Source organism: Dokdonella fugitiva (assembly GCF_004342425.1).
GTDB lineage: Bacteria > Pseudomonadota > Gammaproteobacteria > Xanthomonadales > Rhodanobacteraceae > Dokdonella_A > Dokdonella_A fugitiva.
Genome location: NZ_SLWQ01000006.1, coordinates 116,125 through 134,956, shown reverse-complemented (window position 1 = coordinate 134,956; position 18,832 = coordinate 116,125). Strand labels below are relative to the sequence as shown.

Here is an 18,832-nt window from a genome sequence, read left to right as displayed (position 1 = left end):
CGTCGTGGCAGCGGGACGAATCGCAGCCGTGACCCGTGGTGCCTTCCGCGACACGCCTGCGCCGCCTACGATGGTCGCGACGCCCTTGCGGACGACGCGATGAAGATCCGCCTGCTCGACGACGACATCGGCCTGTGGCGCTACCTCGGCCTGTGGACCGGTGTCGTGCTGGTGTTCGCGGTGCAGGGTTACCTGCACGATTCGCTGCAGGGCCACACCTGGCCGGCATTGGTCTACCTGCGCTGGTCGATGATCCAGTGGTACACGTGGGCCGCGCTGGCGCCCCTGGTCTTCCGCCTCGCCGAGCAATATCCGGTCTCGCCGCCGACCTTCGCGAACCTGCGCCGGCAAGCGCTGCTCGCCTGCGCGATCACCGCGATCGCGCTCATCGCCGGCGCGCTCGTGTCGCACCTGTTCGAGCCGGGCACGTTCGGCCAGCAGGTCGACCAGTTCGTCGGCCAGCATGCCGCGATCGGCCTGCTCACCTACGCCGCGCTGCTCGCGCTGCACGCGGCGATGCGCCACTACCGCGAGAAGACGCGGCGCGAGGTCGAGGCGAGCCGGCTCGCGACCGAGCTTGCGCAGTCGCGCCTGCAGGTGCTGCGGACGCAGCTGCAGCCGCATTTCCTCTTCAACACGCTGCATGCGATCGTCACCCTGCTGCAGGAGGACACCGCGTCCGCCGAGGACATGCTGCTGCGCCTGAGCGAGCTGTTGCGCGCGTTCCTCGAGGAACAGGAAGGGCAGGAGATCGCCCTGCAGCGCGAACTCGAATTGCTCGACCTCTACCTCGGCATCCAGCGCATGCGCTTCAAGGATCGGCTGACCACGCGCGTCTACGTCGATCCGGACACGCTCGAGTGCGCGGTGCCGGCATTGATCCTGCAACCGATCGTCGAAAACGCGATCCGCCACGGCATCGGCAAGCACGTCGGCGAGGACTGCATCGAGATCGACAGTCGCCGCGACGGCGAATCGCTCTGCCTGGAAGTGCGCAACGCCAACAGCGTGCTCGACGGCATGGCGCGCGAGATAGGCCGGCGCGGCATCGGCCTCGCCAACACGCGCCTGCGCCTGCGCGAACTCTATGGCGACGCCGCCGGGATCCGCCTCGACAGCCTGTGGCCGAAAGGCGTCGCCTGCCGCATCCGCCTGCCGCTGCGCCGCATCGAGCTGCCGGACGTCGAGGACGCCGCATGAGCATCGCGGCCCTCGTCGTCGACGACGAGCCGATCGCGCGGCATGCGATCGTGCGATTGCTGCGCGACGATGTCGACATCGAGGTACTCGGCGAATGTGGCGACGGCGCCTCCGCGGTCGCGGCGATCCGCGCGCATTCGCCCGACCTCGTCTTCATCGACATCCAGATGCCGGCGATGAACGGGATCGACGTCGTCGCCGCGATCGGCGCGGACCGCATGCCGGCGACGGTGTTCGTGACCGCCTACGAGCAGTACGCGGTGCGCGCGTTCGAGGCGAACGCGGTCGATTACCTCGTCAAGCCGTTCAGCCGCGAGCGCTTTCTCGCGACGTTGCGCCGCGTGAAGGCGCGCCTCGCCGCGGGGCCGGCGCCGGCGTCCACGCGTGAACTGCTCGAGGCGCTCGCCGCGCTGCGTCCGCGTGACGACTGGATCGAGCGCATCCCGGTGCGCGTCGACGAGCACGTCGTGCTCGTGCCGGTCGAGGACGTCGTCTGGATCAGGGCGAGCCGCAACACGGTCGTGCTGCACCTGGCCGATCGCAGCCACGAACTGCGCGAGACGATGGCGAACCTCGTCGCGCGCCTCGATCCGCGTCGCTTCGCCCGCGTGCACCGTTCGGCGATCGTCAACGTGCGGCGCGTGCAGGCGATCCATCCCTGGTTCAACGGCCATCACGTCGTCGTCATGGACACCGGCCAACGGCTGCGCATGAGCCGTTACCAGCACGAGAGCTTCCTCCGGCTCGCGACCCTGCACGCGCCCGGCGATGCGCGGCCGGACGGCAGCTAGGTGCCGGGCGCCGCCCGCCGCCCGCGCAGGAAACGCCGCACGGCCTCGTCGGTTTCCAGCGCGATCGCCGTCTCGTACGCGGCGCGCGCCTCGGCGGCCGCGCCGCTGCGCGCGAGCAGGTCCGCGCGTGTCGCCCAGTACGGCTGGTAACCGGCGATGCGTGCGTCGATGCGCGGATCGGGCAGTGCGCCGAGCCCGGCGGCGGCGCCGTGCACGTCGGCAAGCGCGAGCGCGCGGTTGATCGCGGCGACTGGCGATGGCGCGAGCATGGCGAGCGCATCGTGCAATTGCAGGATCGCCGTCGCGTTGTCGCGACCGTGGCGCCGGCGCTCGACGTGCGCGGACTGCAGCGCTGCCTCGAGCTGGAAGCGGCCGATCCGCCGCAGCGTGCTCGCGTGGCGCAGCAGCGCTTCGGCTTCGCCGATCATCGCGCTGTCCCAGCGCGCGACATCCTGCGCGTGCAGCGGCACGTAGTCGCCGCCGGCGGAACGGCGCGCGGCCCGCCGCGCGTGCGCGTACAGCATGCAGGCGAGCAGGCCGGGCGCCTCGGCATCGTCCGGGAGCAACTCGACGACGATGCGCGCGAGGAAGATGGCCTCCTCGGCGAGCTCGTGGCGCGAGGCGTCGCCGCCGCACCAGCCGTCGGTGAACGCGGCATAGATCGCCGCGAGCACCGCATCGAGGCGCGCCGGCAATTCGGCCCGCTCGGGAACGCGCAGCGGGACGCCGGCCTCGCGGATCTTCTGTTTCGCCCGGCCGAGACGCTTGCCCATCGCGGCGGGCGAGGTGAGGAACGCGGCCGCGATGCGTTTCGCGTCGAGGCCGAGCACGGTCTGCAGCATCAGCGGCGCGCGCACGGCGGCGTCGATCGCCGGGTGCGCGCAGGCGAACAGCAGGGCGAGCCGCTGGTCGGGGATCGGCGCTTCGTCGGGTGCATCGACGACGTGCTCGGCGAGCTGCTGCAGCTCGCCCAGTACCGCTTCGCCGACCTGCCGCCGGCGCACGCCGTCGACGAGGCGTCGGCGCGCGACGGTGAGCAGCCACGCTTCCGGGTTCGCCGGACAGCCGCTGCGCGGCCATTCGGCGAGCGCGGTCGCGAACGCGTCCGACAGCGCGTCCTCGGCGGCGGCGACGTCGTGCGTGCGCACCGCGAGGAACGCGACGAGCCGGCCGTAGCTGCGCGCGGCGACGGTTTCCGCCGTCGCGCGCGCCGCGTTGCCGGCGTCGGCTACTTGTGCCACACGGGTCGCACTTCGATCGTGCCATGGCTCGCGCCGGGGCAGCGCGCGGCCCAGGCGAGTGCGGCGTCGAGGTCGGGTGCCTCGATGAGGTAGTAGCCGCCGATCTGTTCGCGCGCCTCGGCGTACGGGCCGTCCTGCACGACCGGTTTGCCGTCGACGAGGCGCACGGTGGTGGCGGTGTCCGAATCCTGCAGCCGGTTCGCGCCGACCAGTGCGCCGGCTTTCGCCAGCGCCTCGGTGTAGGCCGTATAGGCGGCGATGCCGGCCTGCTGTTCGGCCGGGCTCAGCTGGTTCCAGCCGCCTTCGCTTGCGTAGAGCATGAGCAGGTACTGCATGGTGGGTTTCCTGTGATCGACGGCGAGGTGCCGCCGTTACGATGTCGATCGGGCGGGCCGCATTCGGACATCGGCCGAACGGATCGGTCGCCGCACGCAGCCGCGGGGGAACGCGGGGAGGAGGGTCACGACCATGTCGGGATCCGCGCGACGAGCGTCCGAGCATGGCGCGGGCGGCGGCGCGGCCGGATGCGAAGGCCGGAAAACGCAACGACCCCGCTCCTGTGGAGCGGGGTCGCGCGATGGTACCGGGGCAGGGACGGGCGGCGTACCGCGCGTCCTCGTGATCAGCCTTGTGCGAGCCACTCCAGCACGCCGCCGTGCTTGGCGCACGCGCCTTCGCGCTTCTTGGAGTAGCTGAAGGAAAGATCCTTGCACTGGGCGCTTGCTTCGAGACCGCTGGCGCTGCCCGAGCTCTTGGTTTCGGACTTGACCACGCACTTGCCGTCGGCATCGAGCTTGCCGATCGTCGCGCCGGACTGGCCTTGCGGGCCCGCGACGCGAGCGGTGCAGCTGTCGCCTCGGGCGGCGAACGCGGAAGAGGAAGCCACCGCGAGGGCCAGGATTGCCGAGCAGGCCGCTGGACGAAGAATGTTCATGATGTACATGCCTCCACGCCATCGTCAGGGTGACACGGGTTGACAAGCATTTAACGTGCCAGAAACGGCGCCGTATGGCCGATCCCGTGCCGGGGCCCCGTTCAGCCAAGCGTGGCGCGGCTTTGCCGCCCCGCAGGGCACTGTCGAATGCCGCGCGAGCGCGGGCAGAACCCCGCCCAGAGACGCCAAGCTTTGTCAATCCCGGACGAAACCGGCCATCCGGCCGTCCATCAGTGCGCGGCCTCGAAGCCATCCGCGAACAGGCGTTCCTCGGACCAGACGTAGACCGCGCCCTGGTCGGTGAACGCGAGATCGCGCCCCGGCGAGCCCGCGAACAGCGTGCCGTCGGAACGGAAATCGAGGCTGAAGCCGAACGCGTCGCCGCCGCGCGGATCGGGCAGTTCGAGCTTCTGCTGCTGGGTCCAGAGTCCGGCCTGCTTCTGGAACAGGTAGACCGCTCCGGCGTTGCCGGGCGCGCTGCAACCGATCGCGAGTGTCTGCGCGGCCATCGCCACGTGCCAGCACCAGGTGTCGGGCGTCGCGTCATCCGGCAACAGGCTGGCCTCGGGCAGCCAGCCGTTCTGCGTGCGGCGATACAGTTGCACCGGCGTCGCCACATCGTTGCTCGCGGCGGCGAACCAGTCACCGTGCAGGCTCGCGTCGATGCCGAGGCCCTGGCCCGGCAGCGACCCCTGCAACGTGTCCTGCAGTTGCCAGGTGCCGGCGCTGCGCGCGTAGACGCCGATCTCGCCGGCGCTGTCGTTCGCGCCGAAGTAGGCGAGCATCGCGGTGTCGCCGTGCAGGCGCACCGGCCAGCCGACGTGGTCGATCGTCTGCACCGCCGTCCAGGTGCCCGTTTCGGAGCGCACATGCACGAACGTGCTGTCGTGGCGGTTGCTGATCATCGCGGTGCCGGCGTCGAAAGCGATGCCTTCCCCGAACTCTTCCTCGTACTGCGGCGCGACCGGCAGGAATTGCCGTTCGAGCGACCACGTCGTGCCCTCGCGGTGGAAGGCGTACACCGCGCCCGCGGCGTCGACGGCGCCCTGCGTGCGCCCGATCGCGCTGACCAGCGCGACGTCGCCCTGCAACGCGATGCGCGAACCGAAGTAGTCGCCGGCCATGCCGTCAGGCGCGAGGATGCGCGACTCGAACACGTACTGGCCGCCGACGCGGCGGTAGGCGTACACCGCCCCGCGTTCCTGCTGCAGGCCGATGTCCTCCTGCGGCGCGCCGATGAGCAGGGTGTCACCGTCGCTGGCGATCGTGCTCGCGCGCGCACCGCCGAGGCCCTGGCCGAGGTCGAGTGCGCGCGTCAACGTGAACGTGTCATTGGCCACGGTCCCGGACAGCACGACGCCCTGCGAGGGATTGCCGTACATCGCCGCGGCCGGATTGCCGACGATGAAGGTCGGACCCGTGCGATCGACGTCGATGCGGTAGCCCAGGTATTCGTTCGCCGCGCCGAGCGGATCGGTAGCGAGGTACGTGGCGACGACGCTGGTGAAGCCGCTCGAGAAGCGCACCGCCTCGATAGCGCCGCCGCCGGTGGCTTGTGCATTGCTGCTGCACTGGCCGATCGCGGCCCAGTTGCCGTCGAGCGCGAGCGCGCAGCCCCAGCCGTCCGTCGCCGACGGCGAAGGCGCCTGCAGCACCGTGCGCGCGGTCCAGGTGCCGTTCGTGCGCGTGTAGCTGTGCACGCGCCCGCTGCGGCCCGTGCCTGCGTTCGACGGCGAACTCACGAGCAGGCGATCCGGCGTGGTCACGTCGGCGCCACTGATCGCGACCGCACTGCCGAAATGGTTGGCAGTGAGGTCGCCTGAGCTCTGCACGAGGCGCGCGGCTTCGTTCCAGGTGTCGATCGTGAGTTCGTAGACGTAGGCCGCGCCGGCCTCCACGTACGGCCCGACGGTCTCCCGCGGTGCGCCGACGACGACCGCGCCGGCGACGATCGCCACCGACTCGCCGAAACGCGCGCCGGCCTGTGGCGTCGTCGGCAGCAGGAAAGCCGACGACCAGCCGTTGCCCGTGTCGCGCAACACGCGCACACGCCCCTGGTTCTGCCCGGCGCCGCCGTCGTAGTCCGGCTCGCCGACGACGACGATGTATCCGGACGTGGCGATCCGGTCGTAGTAGGCGGCCGTCGTGGAATAGCCCGAGAGGGTCTCCCACGCGGCGGGCGTATGCTCATAGACGTACACGTAGCTCCGGTTCGTGGTCGAGTCGAACGAGCTCACCGCGAGGGTGCCGTCGCGCAGCGCGAGCATCGCGCTCGAGTCGCCGTAGAGGTCGAGGTCGTGCCCGGCCTCGCGCATCCAGGTGCCGTTCGAGCGCACGTAGGTGCGAACCTTGCCGGGGCGGGTCGCGATGCCGAAGTCGGCGACGACCGCGATGTCGCCGTCGATCGCCACCGAGTAGCCGAAGGCATCGCCCGGCGAACCTTCGCCCGACGCGATCGCGCTGAGCTCCTGGCGCAGCGCGTAGCTGGTGGCGTGGGCGCCGGGCGCGCCGGGGCCTGCGCAGAGTGCGATCACGAGCCACGCCCACGGCAGGCTCGCCGATCGAGGCGGCAGTGGAGTTCCGGGCGAGCGCATGGCGGTGGATCCCGTTCGAACGTGTTGCGCCTGTCCACGCAGGATGGCGTCCGCACGGGCCACGGGCGTCGCGCCGCCCAGGCCACCCCCGCACGATTCCGTGCGTTGCGTCGGCACGTTGCAATCCGTCACAAAATGACGATGGTCGACGGTTGCAAGTTGAGCCTCCGTCGAGCGATGCCGGCGAACTTCATGAATTCACTTGGATCGCGATCGCGGCCCTGATTGGCCCCGTTGTTGCTTCCAGCCTCCGACGACGCCGTCCGCGGCGGCGCACGCGGCTGCGCCGCGGGCGAGCGCAGGAACGGGGGAGCAGGAGGCGCTCGGTGACCTTGAAGGCCAGCCATACACCGTGGGACGAGGCGCTCGCGCGCATCGATCCTGCGCGCTTCGAGGCGCTCCTCGCCGACCACTATCGCAGTTGCGGCTGGCAGGTCGAGGAAGTCGGCGCGGACTTCACCGGCCAGCGTTACGACCGCGGGTTCGACCTCGAGCTGCGCCGCGACGATGCCTACGTGATCGTGCAGTGCAAGCGCTGGCGGGCGTTCCAGGTGCCGCAGCACGAAGTACGCGAGCTGCACGCGGTCATGGTCAACGAGGCGGCCACCGGCGCGGTCTACGTCACGACCGGGGAATTCACCGCCGCCGCGATCGACGCGGCCGCGCGCATCGGGCAGGTCGAACTCGTCGACGGCGAACGGCTGCGCACGATGATCGATGCGACCGCCCTCGAATCCGCGGCACGCGACAGTCCGCCGCCAATGTATGCACACCCGCAGCTCACGCTCAGCGCCGGTTCGCGCTCGCGACCGATGCCGCGTCGCGGGCTCCTGGTGCCTGCACTCACGCTCGCCGCCTGCGTCGTCGTCTGCGCGGGCGTGGTGCATTCGCTCAACGCGATGGTGCGCCCCGGGCCGCGCCTGACCGCGACGCGCGGCGCGCGGATCCCGCCCTTGCCCGACGACCGTCGCTCGCGCGCGGCGCTGCCGTTGGTCGATCCGTATTCGCTCGCGGGCGCCGCGCCGCCGGCTAGGCGCGTCGAAGCGGGCGCGCGCGCTCCGGTCAAGGCCGACCCGATCGCGCCCACGGCGACGCGCCGCCTCGACCGCGAAGCGGCGCGGGCGGCGGTGCGGCCGCTGGGCGGCGTGCAGGAGGCGTTCTGGCTCGACGACAACGACCTCGTCGTCGTCGTCGCGCGCGGTCGCGCCGGGTCGGGGGAGATGATCGCGACGGTCTGCGCCGCGATCGAACCGCTCGGTGACACCTCGTCGATCATCGTCGACCTGCAGGAGGCGACCTCGCGCAAGGCCGGCGACGCGATCATCTCGGGCGCGTGTGCGTCACCGGGCGAGGTTGCGAACATCGCTTCCGACGCGAGCCGGCGCGCACGCTGACGTCGGGCATGCAGGCCCGGTTGCGCGACACCACGGCGAGCGATTCGGGAAAATCTCCTCCCGCGGGGTGAGGGAGGCAACCCCGCGGGAGGAGTGCAAACAGGCCCGTACTGGGGATGCCGGCGGGGGAGAGAGGGAGCCGGCGGGGCCTGCCTGTTCTTCGGCGCTCAGTCGAACCCGTCGGCGAACAGCTCGTCGGGCATCGGCTGCAGTTCGAACGCGCCTATGTCGGTACCTGTTCCGGATGTGCGCAGGAAGGTTGCCCCGCGCTGGTCGTGTTCGAGCGCCGCGGGATTGCTGCCTGCGTCGATTGCCGGGCTGCCCGCGAGCAGGGCGTGCGTGCGGGTCGGGCCGCCGTTGTAGGCGAGCGGTGCGAGCAGCGGGTCGCCACCGAGGGTGTCGGCGGGCACGGCGACGTTCGCGTTGCCGAGCAGGTTCACGCTGCCGCTGATCGCATGCAGGGTCGTGATCTCGAATGACGTGGCATCGGTCGCGTGGTTGCCGGCGATGATGCTGCTCACGAGCGACAGGTCGTAGACCGATTCGTCGCCCTGGTCGGCGATGCCGCCACCGGTCGGCGCGGTGTTGTCCGTGACGGTCGCATTCGACAGCGCGAATGCGCCGCGGTGCCGCGCATAGAGGCCGCCGCCCATCGTCGCCGCCGAATTTCCCGAGATCGTCGAATTGGTGATAACGACGGGGCGCGGCGACCAGCTGCCGAGGCCACCACCGCCGCCGACCGTGTAATCGCCGAGCGGGCCGTCGCAGGTCGCCGTGTTGCCGCTGATGGTCGAGCCGGTGATCGTCGACTCCGGCGGAAAGCCGCGCGGGATCGAGGCGATGTACACGCCGCCGCCGCCGATCGCACTGATGTAGGTGTAGGCGCCGCTCGCGCCGACACCGGGCGTGCCGCGCACGTGGTTGTCCTCGACGCTGCTGCCCGACATGATCACCGTCTGCGGCGAACCGATGCCGCCGCCCTTGGCGTAGGCGATCTTGCCGGCGGCGACATCGACCGACACGCCACTCACGCGGCTGTCCGTGAGCACGATGCCGTAGATCGAGAAAACGCCGCCGCCGAAGGTGCCGCTGAACGCCGTCGAGGCGGTCGCGGAGACCGTCGCGTTGCTGATCGTCGAGCGCGTGATGTACGACGCAGCCGCGTAGACCGCGCCGCCGTAGATCGTCGCCGAGATCTCGTCGGAATGCGCGCTCGCGTCGACGCCGCTGACCATACTGTCGGTGAGGATGAGGCGACCGAGCGCGTCGATCGCCGCGCCGGACACGCTGGTGCCGCTCGCGCTGCAGTGTTCGACGGTGGAATTGGTCAAGGTGATGCTGCCCGAGGACAGCACGCAGGCGCCCGCGGCGAGGCCGGCGTACAGGACCGGGCCGGTGTAGTCATAGCGGCCGTTGCGCAAGGCCACGCCGTCGATGTCGAGCAGGCCGTAGCCCGTGTGCGCGATCAGCCGCGTCGTGTCGTTGCCGTCGATCGTGAGCTGCTTCGCGCCCGGGCCGCGTATGGCGAGATCGTCGGCGCTCGTCGTGAGCGAACCGCTGGTCAGCGAAATCGTGCTGCAGCCGAGCGCGGTCAGGTCGATCGTGTCGCCCGACACCGCGTTCGTGAATGCTTCGCGCAGAGAGCCCGCGCCCGCGTCGTCGCAGTTCGTGACGGTCACCGTGGCGGCAGGTCGCGCCGGTGCGGCGGCGGGCAGCAGGCCCCGATGCGCGAGCTGCCGGTGCAGCACGGCCTTCTGACCGCCCATCGCGAAGCCGGTGTTGAACGGAGCCGGCGACATCGCGACCGGCCGCTGGTCGAGTTTCGGCGTGGCCGTCGCGGCCAGGTTCGGGCCGAAGGCGAGCGCGAGCGCGAGTGCAAGCGGAGAGCCTGCGCGGGACGCGGGCGCGGACGGGGCGTTTCGGGACGTCGCATCGGTGGTCTCGTCGGGGTACGGGGCCGCGATTGCAACAGGAGACGCCGCGGCGAAGCATGACGGATTCCTGACGCGATCCGGATTTCTCGTGATCCGGTGCGGACTTGCGCAACGTGCGGCCAGCCGGCCGCGCATGCAAGCCGATATCGGCGGCATGAGGCGCGGGTACGCCGGGGCGAGCGGCCCGGTTGGGGGCGCCACCGCTCTCATGAAATGAGACGGGACCGGCCGATGCTCCGCGTGCCCGTCGCATCCCTTCCGCACGGGCACCACTACCCGCAGCATCCGCTCGTCGTGAGACGCCGGGACTGCGGGGTTTTTTTGCCGCCGGGTGCCACCATGTCGTAGGGTGTGAACATCGATCCATCGTTCGCCGCAGTCGCGGCCGGAGCTGGAATCGAATGGTGAGGAGGAACAGCGATGGCCACCGGTTGGGCCGGCGATGGTGCAGTGCAGGACCAGATCGACGCGACCGTCGAGGATGCGGTCAAGCGCGCGCGCAGCCGTCTCCAGCGTGGTCCGTCGCTGACGTACTGCGAAGAATGCGAGGCGGCAATCCCGGAGGCGCGGCGCAAGGCCGTTCCCGGCGTCCGCCTGTGCGTCTCCTGCCAGGAGGCCCACGACCGCGAACAGTCCGTGCAGAGTGGGTACAACCGGCGCGGCAGCAAGGACAGCCAGCTGCGCTGAACCCGCATTCCGGATCGATCGACCGGCCCCCGCCCGAGCGGGGGCCGATCGTTTTCAGGCGGCGCGCTGCGCCGGCGCGGCGGGGAAATCGATATCCGTGCGCGCGAGGTGGTTCGTATAGTTCGTGTAGATGTTCAGCACGACGTTGACGAGCAGCTCGAGGATCGCGGCGTCGTCGAAGCCGGCAGCCTTGAAGGCATCCAGCTCCGCAGTCGGCACGTGGCCACGCGTATCGAGGATGCGCCGGGCCAGCGCGAGCAGTGCGGCATCGCCCGCGGCGTCGGCATCGCCGTTGCGCGCGGCGGCGATCTGGGTCGCATCGAGACCGACCATGCGGCCGATAGCGCCGTGTGCCGCGAGGCAGTAGTCACAGCCGTTGCGCTCGCCGACCGCGAGCGCGATGAGTTCGCGCTGCTTCGCCGTGAAGCGCCCGCCCGCGGTGGCCTCGGCAAGCTGCAGGTACGCGTTCAAGGCGACCGGCGTATGCGCGAACGTGCGGAACATGTTCGGCAGCACGCCGAGCTTCTTCTGCACGGCATCGAGGCTCGCGCCGACGGCGCCGGAGACGGCTTCGCGCGGCAGTGCAGGAATGTAGGACATGGCGTTCTCCTTCGAGTGGATGCGTGCCGATCGGCACACGGCGACTCTAGGGGTATGGCTCGGACTCATGGTGCTGTAGAGTCTGTAATTCTTGATCCATCGTCCCCGAGATCGCCATGGACCGCCTCGACGCACTGCTGCAACGCTTCTCGGTCAGCGCCCGCATGTTCCATTCCGGCGCGCTCTGCGGCATCACCGAGATACCGGCCGAGCCGGGGCTGGGCCAGCTCCATCTCATCAGGCGCGGACCGATCGGCGTGTCGCACGCTGGCGCGCCGGCCGTGCACCTCGAGGCGCCGAGCCTGCTGCTTTATCCGCGGCCGCTCGCGCATCGCTTCGACACCGATCCGGGTGTCGGCGCGGACATGGCGTGCGCGCACCTGCGTTTCGCGGCCGGCGGCGCGAACCCGCTGGCCGATGCGCTGCCGGGATTCGTCTGCCTGCCCCTGGCCGAGCTCGATGGCTGCGCCGGCGTGCTCGAGGTGTTGTTCGACGAGGCGTTCCGTCCGCGCTGCGGACGCCAGGCGCTCGTCGATCGCCTGTTCGAGGCCGTGCTCGTGTTCGTGTTGCGCCGCCTCATGGACGAAGGCCGCATCGAACACGGGCTCTTCGCCGGGCTGGCCCAGCCGCAACTCGCGCGCGCGCTCACCGCGATGCACGAGCGCCCGGCCCAGGCATGGACGCTCGAATCGCTCGCGGCCGAGGCAGGCATGTCGCGCAGCGTGTTCGCGGCATCGTTCCGCGATACCGTCGGGGCGACCCCGGGCGACTATCTCGCACGCTGGCGCGTCGGCCTCGCCCAGGAGGCGTTGCGCCGCGGCCGCCCGCTCAAGCTCATCGCCGACGAAGTCGGCTACGGCAGCGAAGCCGCGCTGTCGCGCGCCTTCAAGGCCTGGGTGGGCCATTCCCCGCGCGATTGGCGACGCACGGTCGATGCTTCGGAAGCAAAAGCCTGAAACGCGAAGGACACGAAGCGAAGCTGAAGCGGAAAGGGCATCCAAACACGGGGCACACGGAGGAAAAGCGCTCGCGTGAAAAGCTCTTTTCGTACGGCTTGCTCCGTGTACTCCATGTTGCAAAGCTTCAGAGCTTCTTCCGATCTTTTCGTTCCTTCGTGTTCAATCCTTCAGCCCCGCTGCGCTGCGCTCATCGCGGAGTACGAAGCGCACGACGGCGGCCGGCGAGGGTAGTTCGTTCGTGCACGTACGCGTGCCCGGCTCGGATGCGTACGGCCGGCCGAGCGCGCCCATGGACGGGAATGCGCCGACTGCGTCGTAGGCATCGAGTACGAAGGGCAGGCCCTCGCCGGCGAGCGGCGTCGCGCCGTCGCTCACGTGCAGGTGCAGGTGCGGCCCGGTCGCGTCGCCGGTGAAACCGAGCCTGGCGATCGGTGCGCCGCGCTTCACGCGCTCGCCGACACGCACGCTGACGCTGCCCGGTTGCAGGTGTTCATAGTGCACGTAGCGGCCGTCGCCGAGATCGAGCGAGACGTGGTTGCCGCTCGCGTCCTCGAGCGGATGGCGTGTCGTGGCGTCGAGACGTGCCGGTTCGGCGATCGAGTCGCGCACTGCGACGACGGTCGCATCGGCGACCGCGAACACGTCGGCGCCGTAGCCGTACCAGTTCGCGAGCACCTGCTCGTCGCCATGGGAGAGCCGGCCGCCGGCGTCGACGCGCATCCAGTCGACCGCATGGCGCGCGGGAATGCGCAAGCTCCCGTCGATCGCGAACGCGACGCGGCGATGGCCGCGCGCCATCGCCGGGTCGTAGAGCGCGACCCAGTCGCCGTCGCCGAGCGGCGCACCGAGCACGACCGGGGCGCGCGCCGAAACCCGCGTGTCCGCGCCTTCCACGGTCGTCATGGCACCGTCGCGCGACCATGCGAGGCGGTGGCGCAGCGCACCTGGCGCGGCCCGCGACGCATCGAACCGCAGGTCGAGGTAGGCGATCGCGCTGCGTCCGGGCGGGAGCGTGCGCGTCGGTGGTTCGCCGCGCGCGGCACCGGCAAGGCGCAGCGCGGCCTGCAGTTCGTCGGCAGCGAGCGCGGCGAGGGGCACGGTCGACGCAGCATCCAGTACCTCGATGCGCTCGAGGACGAGCGGTGCGTCCGCATGATTGGTCAGGTGCAGCTCGTAGGCGAGGCGTTGCGTCGCGCCGCTGCGCACGGGCGTCGGTGCAGGCCCGGCCGAGAACACGATGCCCTCGCGCAGCGGCGCGGCGTGCACGGCGAACGGCAAGCAGCAGGCGAACAGGAGAGTACGCAAGGCGAGGTTCATGACGACATCCTGGAACACGGCGAACGTGCATCTTGCGGTGTCCGCGCGCAGCGCGGAAGTGCGGGAGCGGATGCGCTCACCAGCGCGTGAGTACCGCAGGCGCGACGCCGACGCGCCGGCACGCACGCGGCGCGATGCCGTCCGGCAACGCGGCGCGGAACAGCGGCGCCAGCGCCCGCAGGACCCGCGCGGACGCACGCGCCTGCAGGCGTTGCACCGGCGTGCGGGCGAGCATGGCCTGCGCCCATGCGGGCAGCAGCGCAGCACCCGCGCCGAGAAACAGGTCGCGCGACACGCCGGCCAGCGGCACGGGCAGGTGGATGCGCGCGAGTACGGCGAGCACTTCGCGCGAACGCGCGTCGAAGCGGAGTTCGGCCTGCATGCGTGTGAAGTACGCCTGTACCTCGACCTGCGAGGCCGGCACGTCGCGTGCGCCGAGGCGTTCGGCGATGCGGCGTACCTCGCCGTAGTAGCGGTCCGCTGCGTCCCCGGGCAGGCGGATGGGCGCGAAGCGCCGGTAGCCCTCGAGGAAGCCGTATGCTTCGGTCACGTGCACCCAGGTGAGCAGCGCGGGGTCGTCGGCGGAATACGCGCGACCGTCGGCCGCGTGGCCGCGCACGCTGGCATGGATGCGCGCGACGCGCGCGATCAGCGCTTCGGCGTCGGCGCGCGCGGCGTACGTGGTGCCCGCGACGAACGACGTCGTGCGGCGCAGGCGCCCGACGAGATCGGTGCGGAAGTTCGAATGGTCCCAGACGCCGGCGAGCGCGAGCGGGTGCAGCAGCTGCAGCATCAGCGCGCACAGTCCGCCCGAAAGCATGCCCGGGAAATCGGCATGCACGCGCCAGGTCGCGCTGTCGGGGCCGAACAGGCCCGGATCGCCGGCGGGATGCTCGTAGTCGATGCCGTCCTGGCCGCGCGGGAACACGCCGAGCACCCAGCGGCGGATGCGTGCGGTCGCTGGCGCGGCGAGGCTGGCAAGGTCGGGCGGCATCGTGCTCGTACGGATCGGCGACAGGCGCGATGATACGAAGTGCGGGCCGCATGGCGCGACGTGCGCGTTGCCGCGGGGGAGGAGGAAAAGACATGAGGGTGATCGACGACCTGCGCAGGATCCCGCGGGTATCGTGCTGCAGATCCTGCTCGCGCACGGCGTGATCCTGGTGCTTCGTCGCGCTCGTGGTGGCGAGGATCCCGACGGGCGAACTTGAGTCGATGGCGCGCAATCCCTATGTGGATTTCGCCTGAGGCGACGTTGCGTATCGTCGCACGCGCGCACGATCCGATCCTTCTCGCATCCGGAGCATGCCATGCCGAACCCACCGCGCCTCGCCGCCACCGATCTCGATCCCGAAGTGCTGCGGCTGTTCGACCAGTACGTGCACGGCATGATCGATCGCCGCGGCTTCCTCGCTGCCGCCGCACGATTCGCCGCGGGTGGCGCGGGCGCGGCCGGCCTGCTCGCCGCGCTGAGTCCGCGTTTCGCCGAGGCACGGCAGGTCGAGCCCGACGACGCGCGGCTCGCCGCGAGCCATGTGGAATTCGCGTCGCCGCACGGCTACGGCAAGGCGCGCGGTTATCTCGTGCGCCCCAAGGCCGCGCACGGCGCATTGCCGGTCGTGCTCGTCGTGCACGAGAACCGCGGTCTCAACCCGCACATCGAGGACGTCACGCGTCGCCTCGCGCTCGAGGGTTACCTCGCCTTCGCGCCGGATGCGCTGTTCCCGCTCGGCGGCTATCCCGGCGACGAAGACGCCGCGCGCGCCCTGTTCGCCAAGCTCGACCAGGACAAGACGCATGCCGACTTCCTCGCAGCGGCGGACTGGTTGCTGCACGCCGAGGGCGGCGATGGCCGGCTCGGCGCGGTCGGCTTCTGCTATGGCGGTGGCATGGTGAACTTCCTCGCCACGCGCGTGCCGAGGTTGCTCGCGGGCGCATCCTTTTACGGCCCCGCGCCGGCGAGCGAGGATGTCGCGAAGATCAAGGCCGAGATGCTCGTCGTGCTCGCCGGCAACGACGAGCGTGTCAATGCGGGGTGGCCGGCCTACGAAGCCGCGTTGAAGGCCGCGGGCGTCCGCTACGCGCTGTACCAGCCGGCCGGCACCCAGCACGGCTTCAACAACGACACGACGCCGCGTTACGACGAAGCGGCTGCGAAGGAAGCCTGGAAACGCACGCTCGCGCTGTTCGATCGCGTCCTGCGCAAGCCGGCGACCTGAAGGGGCGCGGCACGGCGCCGGGCGATGGGTCGTCGTTCAGCGCCGGTGCGTCAACATCGAGGCGTACAGGCACAAAAAAGCCCGCTGTGCGCGGGCTTCTTCATGCATTCGTTGGTGCCCAGGAGAGGACTCGAACCTCCACGGTTTTACCCGCTAGTACCTGAAACTAGTGCGTCTACCAATTCCGCCACCTGGGCCAGCCCGAGCAGGCATGCCTGACCGGGGGCGCGAACGATACTGGCCGCGTCGCAGCGTGTCAACGGAAGCGGCGGACCTGTGGACCGATCGCGTGCCTCCCGACGTCGCGCAACCGGCCTGTCGGCCCGCCGTGACGTGCCGGCCACGCCAATGGCGCCCGCGGCTTGCAATCACCGACCCGCTCGGCGACGCTGCCGTCGAACGACAAGGACATCATCACTTTGAAGAGAAGAAAAACCGATTCACGCATGCCCGGCGCACGCAACGCGCGCGGCCCGGGCAAGCGCGCCGGGCAGGCGAAGGCGAAGCCGGCACGCGAAGCCGCGAAGTCGCCGGGTGCCGCCGGCGGGCGCGACGACGCGCGCACTCGCGGCCGGCGCTCGCCGCCGCCGAAATTCATGCCGGAACGTCTGCCCGCGTTGCCGCCGCGCAAGGGCGTGCGGCCGCCGGCGGTGCACGACCCGCACGCCGAGCGCGAGGCTAGCCGCTACGAGCGGCCGATCCCGAGCCGCGAAGCGATCCTCGCCCTGCTCGAGCAGAGCGGCGAACTCATGACGATCGAGGCGGTCGCGCGCGCGCTGCAGCTGTCGGCGCCGCAGGACCTCGATGCGCTCACGCGCCGGCTAGCCGCGATGTTGCGCGACGGCCAGCTGATCCAGAACCGTCGCGGCGGCTACGGCGTGGCGACCAAGCTCGACCTCATTCGCGGCAACGTGATCGCCAATGCGGAGGGTTTCGGTTTCCTGCGGCCCGACGAGGGCGGCGAGGACCTGTACCTGTCACCGGCCGAGATGCGCAAGGTACTGCACGGCGATCGCGTGCTCGCCAGCGTGGTCGGGGTCGATCGGCGTGGCCGCAGCCAGGGCGCGATCGTCGAGGTGCTCGAGCGTCGCTCGCCGCGCCTGGTCGGGCGCGTGATCGAGGAAAACGGCCTCGTGCTCGTCACGCCGGACGACCGGCGCCTGCATCAGGACGTGCTCATCACGCCGGGCAAGGATCGCGGCGCGCGGTCGGGCCAGATCGTCGTCGTCGAGATCACCGACCAGCCCACCGTGCAGCGCGGCCCGATGGGGCGCATCCTGACCATCCTCGGCGAGCGCCTGACGCCGTCGCTCGTGGTCGAGATGGCGATCGCGAGCCACGACCTGCCGCACGAGTGGCCGGCCGCGGTGCTGCGCGACGCGGCAGAGGTCGAACCCGAAGTGTCGGCGGCCGAGCGCAAGGGGCGCGTCGACCTGCGCGACACGCCGCTGGTGACGATCGACGGCGAGGACGCGAAGGATTTCGACGATGCGGTCTACGCCGAGCCGAACGAACGCGGCTTCCGCCTGATCGTCGCCATCGCCGACGTGTCGCACTACGTGCGGCCCGGCTCGCCGCTCGACGAGGAAGCGTACAACCGTGCGACGTCGGTGTACTTCCCCGGCTTCGTCGTGCCGATGCTGCCGGAAACGCTGTCGAACGGCATCTGCTCGCTCAATCCGAAAGTCGAGCGCCTGTGCATGGCCTGCGAAATGCAGGTCGACCACGACGGCGAAGTCGAGCGCTCGAAGTTCTACCCGGCCGTGATGCGCTCGCACGCTCGGCTCACCTACGACAAGGTGTGGCGCGCGATCGGCCTCAAGGACGCGGACGCGCGCGCCGAGCTCGCCGACGTGCTGCCGCAGCTCAGGCACCTGCACCAGCTCTACAAGCTGTTCGCGAAGGCGCGCCAGCGGCGCGGCGCGATCGACTTCGAGAGCAACGAGGTGGCATTCCGCCTCGGCGCGGGCGGCGAGGTCGTGCAGCTCGGCGCCTACGAGCGTAACGACGCGCACAAGCTGATCGAGGAATGCATGATCGCCGCCAACGTCGAGGCGGCGAAATACCTGCAGAAGCGCCGCATCCCGACGCCATACCGCGTGCACGCGCCACCGCCGGCGTCGAAGTACGACGACCTGCTCGAGTTCCTGCGCGAGTTCAAGCTGAGCCTGCCGCCGATCGAGCAGGTGACCCCGGGCGATTTCTCGGCGTTGCTGAAGAAGGTGCGCAAGCGTCCCGACGCGAGCCTGATCGAGTCGGTGCTGCTGCGCTCGCAGAGCCTGGCCGTGTACCAGCCGGACGACCCGGGGCATTTCGGCCTCGGCCTCGAGTCGTACACGCATTTCACCTCGCCGATCCGCCGTTATCCGGACCTGCTCGTGCACCGTGCGATCCGCTACGCGCTTTCCGGTGGCAAGCCGGCGGCCTACGAGTACAGCCCGAGCGCGATGGCGAGCCTGTGCGTGCACTGTTCGCAGAACGAGCGCCGCGCGGATGAGGCGGAACGCGACGTCGACGAACGCTACAAATGCGCATGGATGGAGAAGCACGTCGGCAGCGAGTTCGCGGGCATCGTCTCGGGCGTCGCCTCGTTCGGCCTGTTCGTCGAACTGACCGAGTCGAAGATCACGGGCCTCGTGCACATCACGCAGCTGCCGAATGACTACTACCACTTCGATGCGACGCGACGCCTGCTCACCGGCGAACGGCGCGGCCTGCGCTTCCGCCTCGGCGACGAGGTGCGCGTGCAGGTGCTGCGCGCGAGCCTGGAGGACCGGAAGATCGATTTCCGGCTGGCCAGTGGGCGCTAGCGCGTCCCGCGAGGGCAGGGGGCGCGGCGGAGCGCTTCGCGGCAGACAGTTGCGCCACGAAATCCCGCGCATCGCCATCCCTGGGCGCAACTGTCGTCGAAGGCCGGCACACGGCATGATCCGTTTGCGCTGAGCGGAGCCCGCGGTCGAGG

General features: G+C 70.4%; 16 protein-coding genes and 1 tRNA gene. 7 read left to right on the top strand and 10 right to left on the bottom strand.

Features of this window, described 5'->3' with window-relative positions:
* Positions 1 to 99: 99 nt before the first annotated feature.
* Both EV148_RS11965 and EV148_RS11960 read left to right on the top strand, forming a co-directional pair.
* Positions 100 to 1,200 (top strand): sensor histidine kinase, encoded by a 1,101-nt coding sequence (locus EV148_RS11965; RefSeq protein ID WP_131998505.1) that lies wholly within the window; start codon positions 100 to 102, stop codon positions 1,198 to 1,200.
* A complete protein-coding gene (locus EV148_RS11960) occupies positions 1,197 to 1,991 on the top strand; it encodes a LytR/AlgR family response regulator transcription factor (RefSeq protein WP_131998502.1) in 795 nt (264 codons plus the stop codon). Before EV148_RS11965 ends, EV148_RS11960 begins: the two co-directional genes overlap by 4 nt.
* Here the strand turns inward: EV148_RS11960 and EV148_RS11955 are convergent.
* The 4 genes from EV148_RS11955 to EV148_RS11940 form a co-directional block, all read right to left on the bottom strand.
* The gene (locus EV148_RS11955; RefSeq protein WP_131998499.1) at positions 1,988 to 3,232 is read right to left on the bottom strand and encodes an RNA polymerase sigma factor; all 1,245 of its coding nucleotides are present in this window, start codon (positions 3,230 to 3,232) and stop codon (positions 1,988 to 1,990) included. The two genes, EV148_RS11960 and EV148_RS11955, sit on opposite strands and share 4 nt — an antisense overlap.
* Complete coding sequence (locus EV148_RS11950; protein ID WP_131998496.1) at positions 3,220 to 3,567, bottom strand: YciI family protein; 348 nt, start codon at positions 3,565 to 3,567, stop codon at positions 3,220 to 3,222. Before EV148_RS11950 ends, EV148_RS11955 begins: the two co-directional genes overlap by 13 nt.
* Positions 3,568 to 3,854: 287 nt before the next feature.
* Positions 3,855 to 4,175: a DUF3761 domain-containing protein gene (locus EV148_RS11945; protein ID WP_131998493.1), complete on the bottom strand. Its 321-nt coding sequence runs from the start codon at positions 4,173 to 4,175 to the stop codon at positions 3,855 to 3,857.
* A 221-nt stretch (positions 4,176 to 4,396) separates the two neighbouring features.
* Positions 4,397 to 6,760: an FG-GAP repeat protein gene (locus tag EV148_RS11940; RefSeq protein WP_131998490.1), complete on the bottom strand. Its 2,364-nt coding sequence runs from the start codon at positions 6,758 to 6,760 to the stop codon at positions 4,397 to 4,399.
* A 326-nt stretch (positions 6,761 to 7,086) separates the two neighbouring features.
* Here EV148_RS11940 and EV148_RS11935 point away from each other — a divergent pair, with 326 nt between their 5' ends.
* Positions 7,087 to 8,154: a restriction endonuclease gene (locus EV148_RS11935; protein WP_158287445.1), complete on the top strand. Its 1,068-nt coding sequence runs from the start codon at positions 7,087 to 7,089 to the stop codon at positions 8,152 to 8,154.
* A 167-nt stretch (positions 8,155 to 8,321) separates the two neighbouring features.
* On the opposite strand, the gene EV148_RS11930 is transcribed toward EV148_RS11935, so the two are convergent.
* Positions 8,322 to 9,953, bottom strand: coding sequence for a choice-of-anchor Q domain-containing protein (locus EV148_RS11930; protein WP_131998484.1), 1,632 nt, complete (start codon positions 9,951 to 9,953; stop codon positions 8,322 to 8,324).
* 555 nt (positions 9,954 to 10,508) lie between these two features.
* Here EV148_RS11930 and EV148_RS11925 point away from each other — a divergent pair.
* On the top strand, positions 10,509 to 10,775 hold the full coding sequence (locus EV148_RS11925) for a DksA/TraR family C4-type zinc finger protein (RefSeq protein ID WP_131998481.1): 267 nt from the start codon (positions 10,509 to 10,511) through the stop codon (positions 10,773 to 10,775).
* A 54-nt stretch (positions 10,776 to 10,829) separates the two neighbouring features.
* Here the strand turns inward: EV148_RS11925 and EV148_RS11920 are convergent, their stop codons facing one another.
* Positions 10,830 to 11,375 (bottom strand): carboxymuconolactone decarboxylase family protein, encoded by a 546-nt coding sequence (locus tag EV148_RS11920; RefSeq protein WP_131998478.1) that lies wholly within the window; start codon positions 11,373 to 11,375, stop codon positions 10,830 to 10,832.
* Positions 11,376 to 11,491: 116 nt separating this feature from the next.
* Between EV148_RS11920 and EV148_RS11915 the strand changes: the two genes are divergently transcribed.
* Complete coding sequence (locus EV148_RS11915; protein ID WP_131998475.1) at positions 11,492 to 12,331, top strand: AraC family transcriptional regulator; 840 nt, start codon at positions 11,492 to 11,494, stop codon at positions 12,329 to 12,331.
* 162 nt (positions 12,332 to 12,493) lie between these two features.
* Here EV148_RS11915 and EV148_RS11910 read toward each other — a convergent pair whose 3' ends face one another.
* Both EV148_RS11910 and EV148_RS11905 read right to left on the bottom strand, forming a co-directional pair.
* Positions 12,494 to 13,651: a M23 family metallopeptidase gene (locus EV148_RS11910; RefSeq protein ID WP_131998472.1), complete on the bottom strand. Its 1,158-nt coding sequence runs from the start codon at positions 13,649 to 13,651 to the stop codon at positions 12,494 to 12,496.
* Between the two features lie 76 nt (positions 13,652 to 13,727).
* Positions 13,728 to 14,645 (bottom strand): oxygenase MpaB family protein, encoded by a 918-nt coding sequence (locus tag EV148_RS11905; protein WP_131998469.1) that lies wholly within the window; start codon positions 14,643 to 14,645, stop codon positions 13,728 to 13,730.
* Between the two features lie 316 nt (positions 14,646 to 14,961).
* Here EV148_RS11905 and EV148_RS11900 point away from each other — a divergent pair, with 316 nt between their 5' ends.
* On the top strand, positions 14,962 to 15,870 hold the full coding sequence (locus tag EV148_RS11900) for a dienelactone hydrolase family protein (protein WP_131998465.1): 909 nt from the start codon (positions 14,962 to 14,964) through the stop codon (positions 15,868 to 15,870).
* Between the two features lie 112 nt (positions 15,871 to 15,982).
* Here the strand turns inward: EV148_RS11900 and EV148_RS11895 are convergent.
* Positions 15,983 to 16,067, bottom strand: a tRNA-Leu gene (locus EV148_RS11895).
* A gap of 59 nt (positions 16,068 to 16,126) precedes the next feature.
* Positions 16,127 to 16,468, bottom strand: coding sequence for a hypothetical protein (locus EV148_RS18930; RefSeq protein WP_241988070.1), 342 nt, complete (start codon positions 16,466 to 16,468; stop codon positions 16,127 to 16,129).
* Between EV148_RS18930 and rnr the strand changes: the two genes are divergently transcribed.
* On the top strand, positions 16,467 to 18,680 hold the full coding sequence (gene rnr / locus EV148_RS11890) for a ribonuclease R (protein WP_241988069.1): 2,214 nt from the start codon (positions 16,467 to 16,469) through the stop codon (positions 18,678 to 18,680). The two genes, EV148_RS18930 and rnr, sit on opposite strands and share 2 nt — an antisense overlap.
* The last annotated feature ends 152 nt before the right edge of the window (positions 18,681 to 18,832 follow it).

Excerpts from the sequence above, each read along its gene's own strand:
- EV148_RS11965 (WP_131998505.1), top strand. The coding sequence starts at position 100 with ATGAAGATCCGCCTGCTCGACGACGACATCGGCCTGTGGCGCTACCTC.
- EV148_RS11960 (WP_131998502.1), top strand. The coding sequence starts at position 1,197 with ATGAGCATCGCGGCCCTCGTCGTCGACGACGAGCCGATCGCGCGGCAT.
- EV148_RS11950 (WP_131998496.1), bottom strand. The coding sequence starts at position 3,567 with ATGCAGTACCTGCTCATGCTCTACGCAAGCGAAGGCGGCTGGAACCAG.
- EV148_RS11945 (WP_131998493.1), bottom strand. The coding sequence starts at position 4,175 with ATGTACATCATGAACATTCTTCGTCCAGCGGCCTGCTCGGCAATCCTG.
- EV148_RS11940 (WP_131998490.1), bottom strand. The coding sequence starts at position 6,760 with ATGCGCTCGCCCGGAACTCCACTGCCGCCTCGATCGGCGAGCCTGCCG.
- EV148_RS11930 (WP_131998484.1), bottom strand. The coding sequence starts at position 9,953 with ATGTCGCCGGCTCCGTTCAACACCGGCTTCGCGATGGGCGGTCAGAAG.
- EV148_RS11925 (WP_131998481.1), top strand. The coding sequence starts at position 10,509 with ATGGCCACCGGTTGGGCCGGCGATGGTGCAGTGCAGGACCAGATCGAC.
- EV148_RS11920 (WP_131998478.1), bottom strand. The coding sequence starts at position 11,375 with ATGTCCTACATTCCTGCACTGCCGCGCGAAGCCGTCTCCGGCGCCGTC.
- EV148_RS11915 (WP_131998475.1), top strand. The coding sequence starts at position 11,492 with ATGGACCGCCTCGACGCACTGCTGCAACGCTTCTCGGTCAGCGCCCGC.
- EV148_RS11910 (WP_131998472.1), bottom strand. The coding sequence starts at position 13,651 with ATGAACCTCGCCTTGCGTACTCTCCTGTTCGCCTGCTGCTTGCCGTTC.
- EV148_RS11905 (WP_131998469.1), bottom strand. The coding sequence starts at position 14,645 with ATGCCGCCCGACCTTGCCAGCCTCGCCGCGCCAGCGACCGCACGCATC.
- EV148_RS11900 (WP_131998465.1), top strand. The coding sequence starts at position 14,962 with ATGCCGAACCCACCGCGCCTCGCCGCCACCGATCTCGATCCCGAAGTG.
- rnr (WP_241988069.1), top strand. The coding sequence starts at position 16,467 with ATGCCGGAACGTCTGCCCGCGTTGCCGCCGCGCAAGGGCGTGCGGCCG.
- EV148_RS18930 (WP_241988070.1), bottom strand. The coding sequence starts at position 16,468 with ATGAATTTCGGCGGCGGCGAGCGCCGGCCGCGAGTGCGCGCGTCGTCG.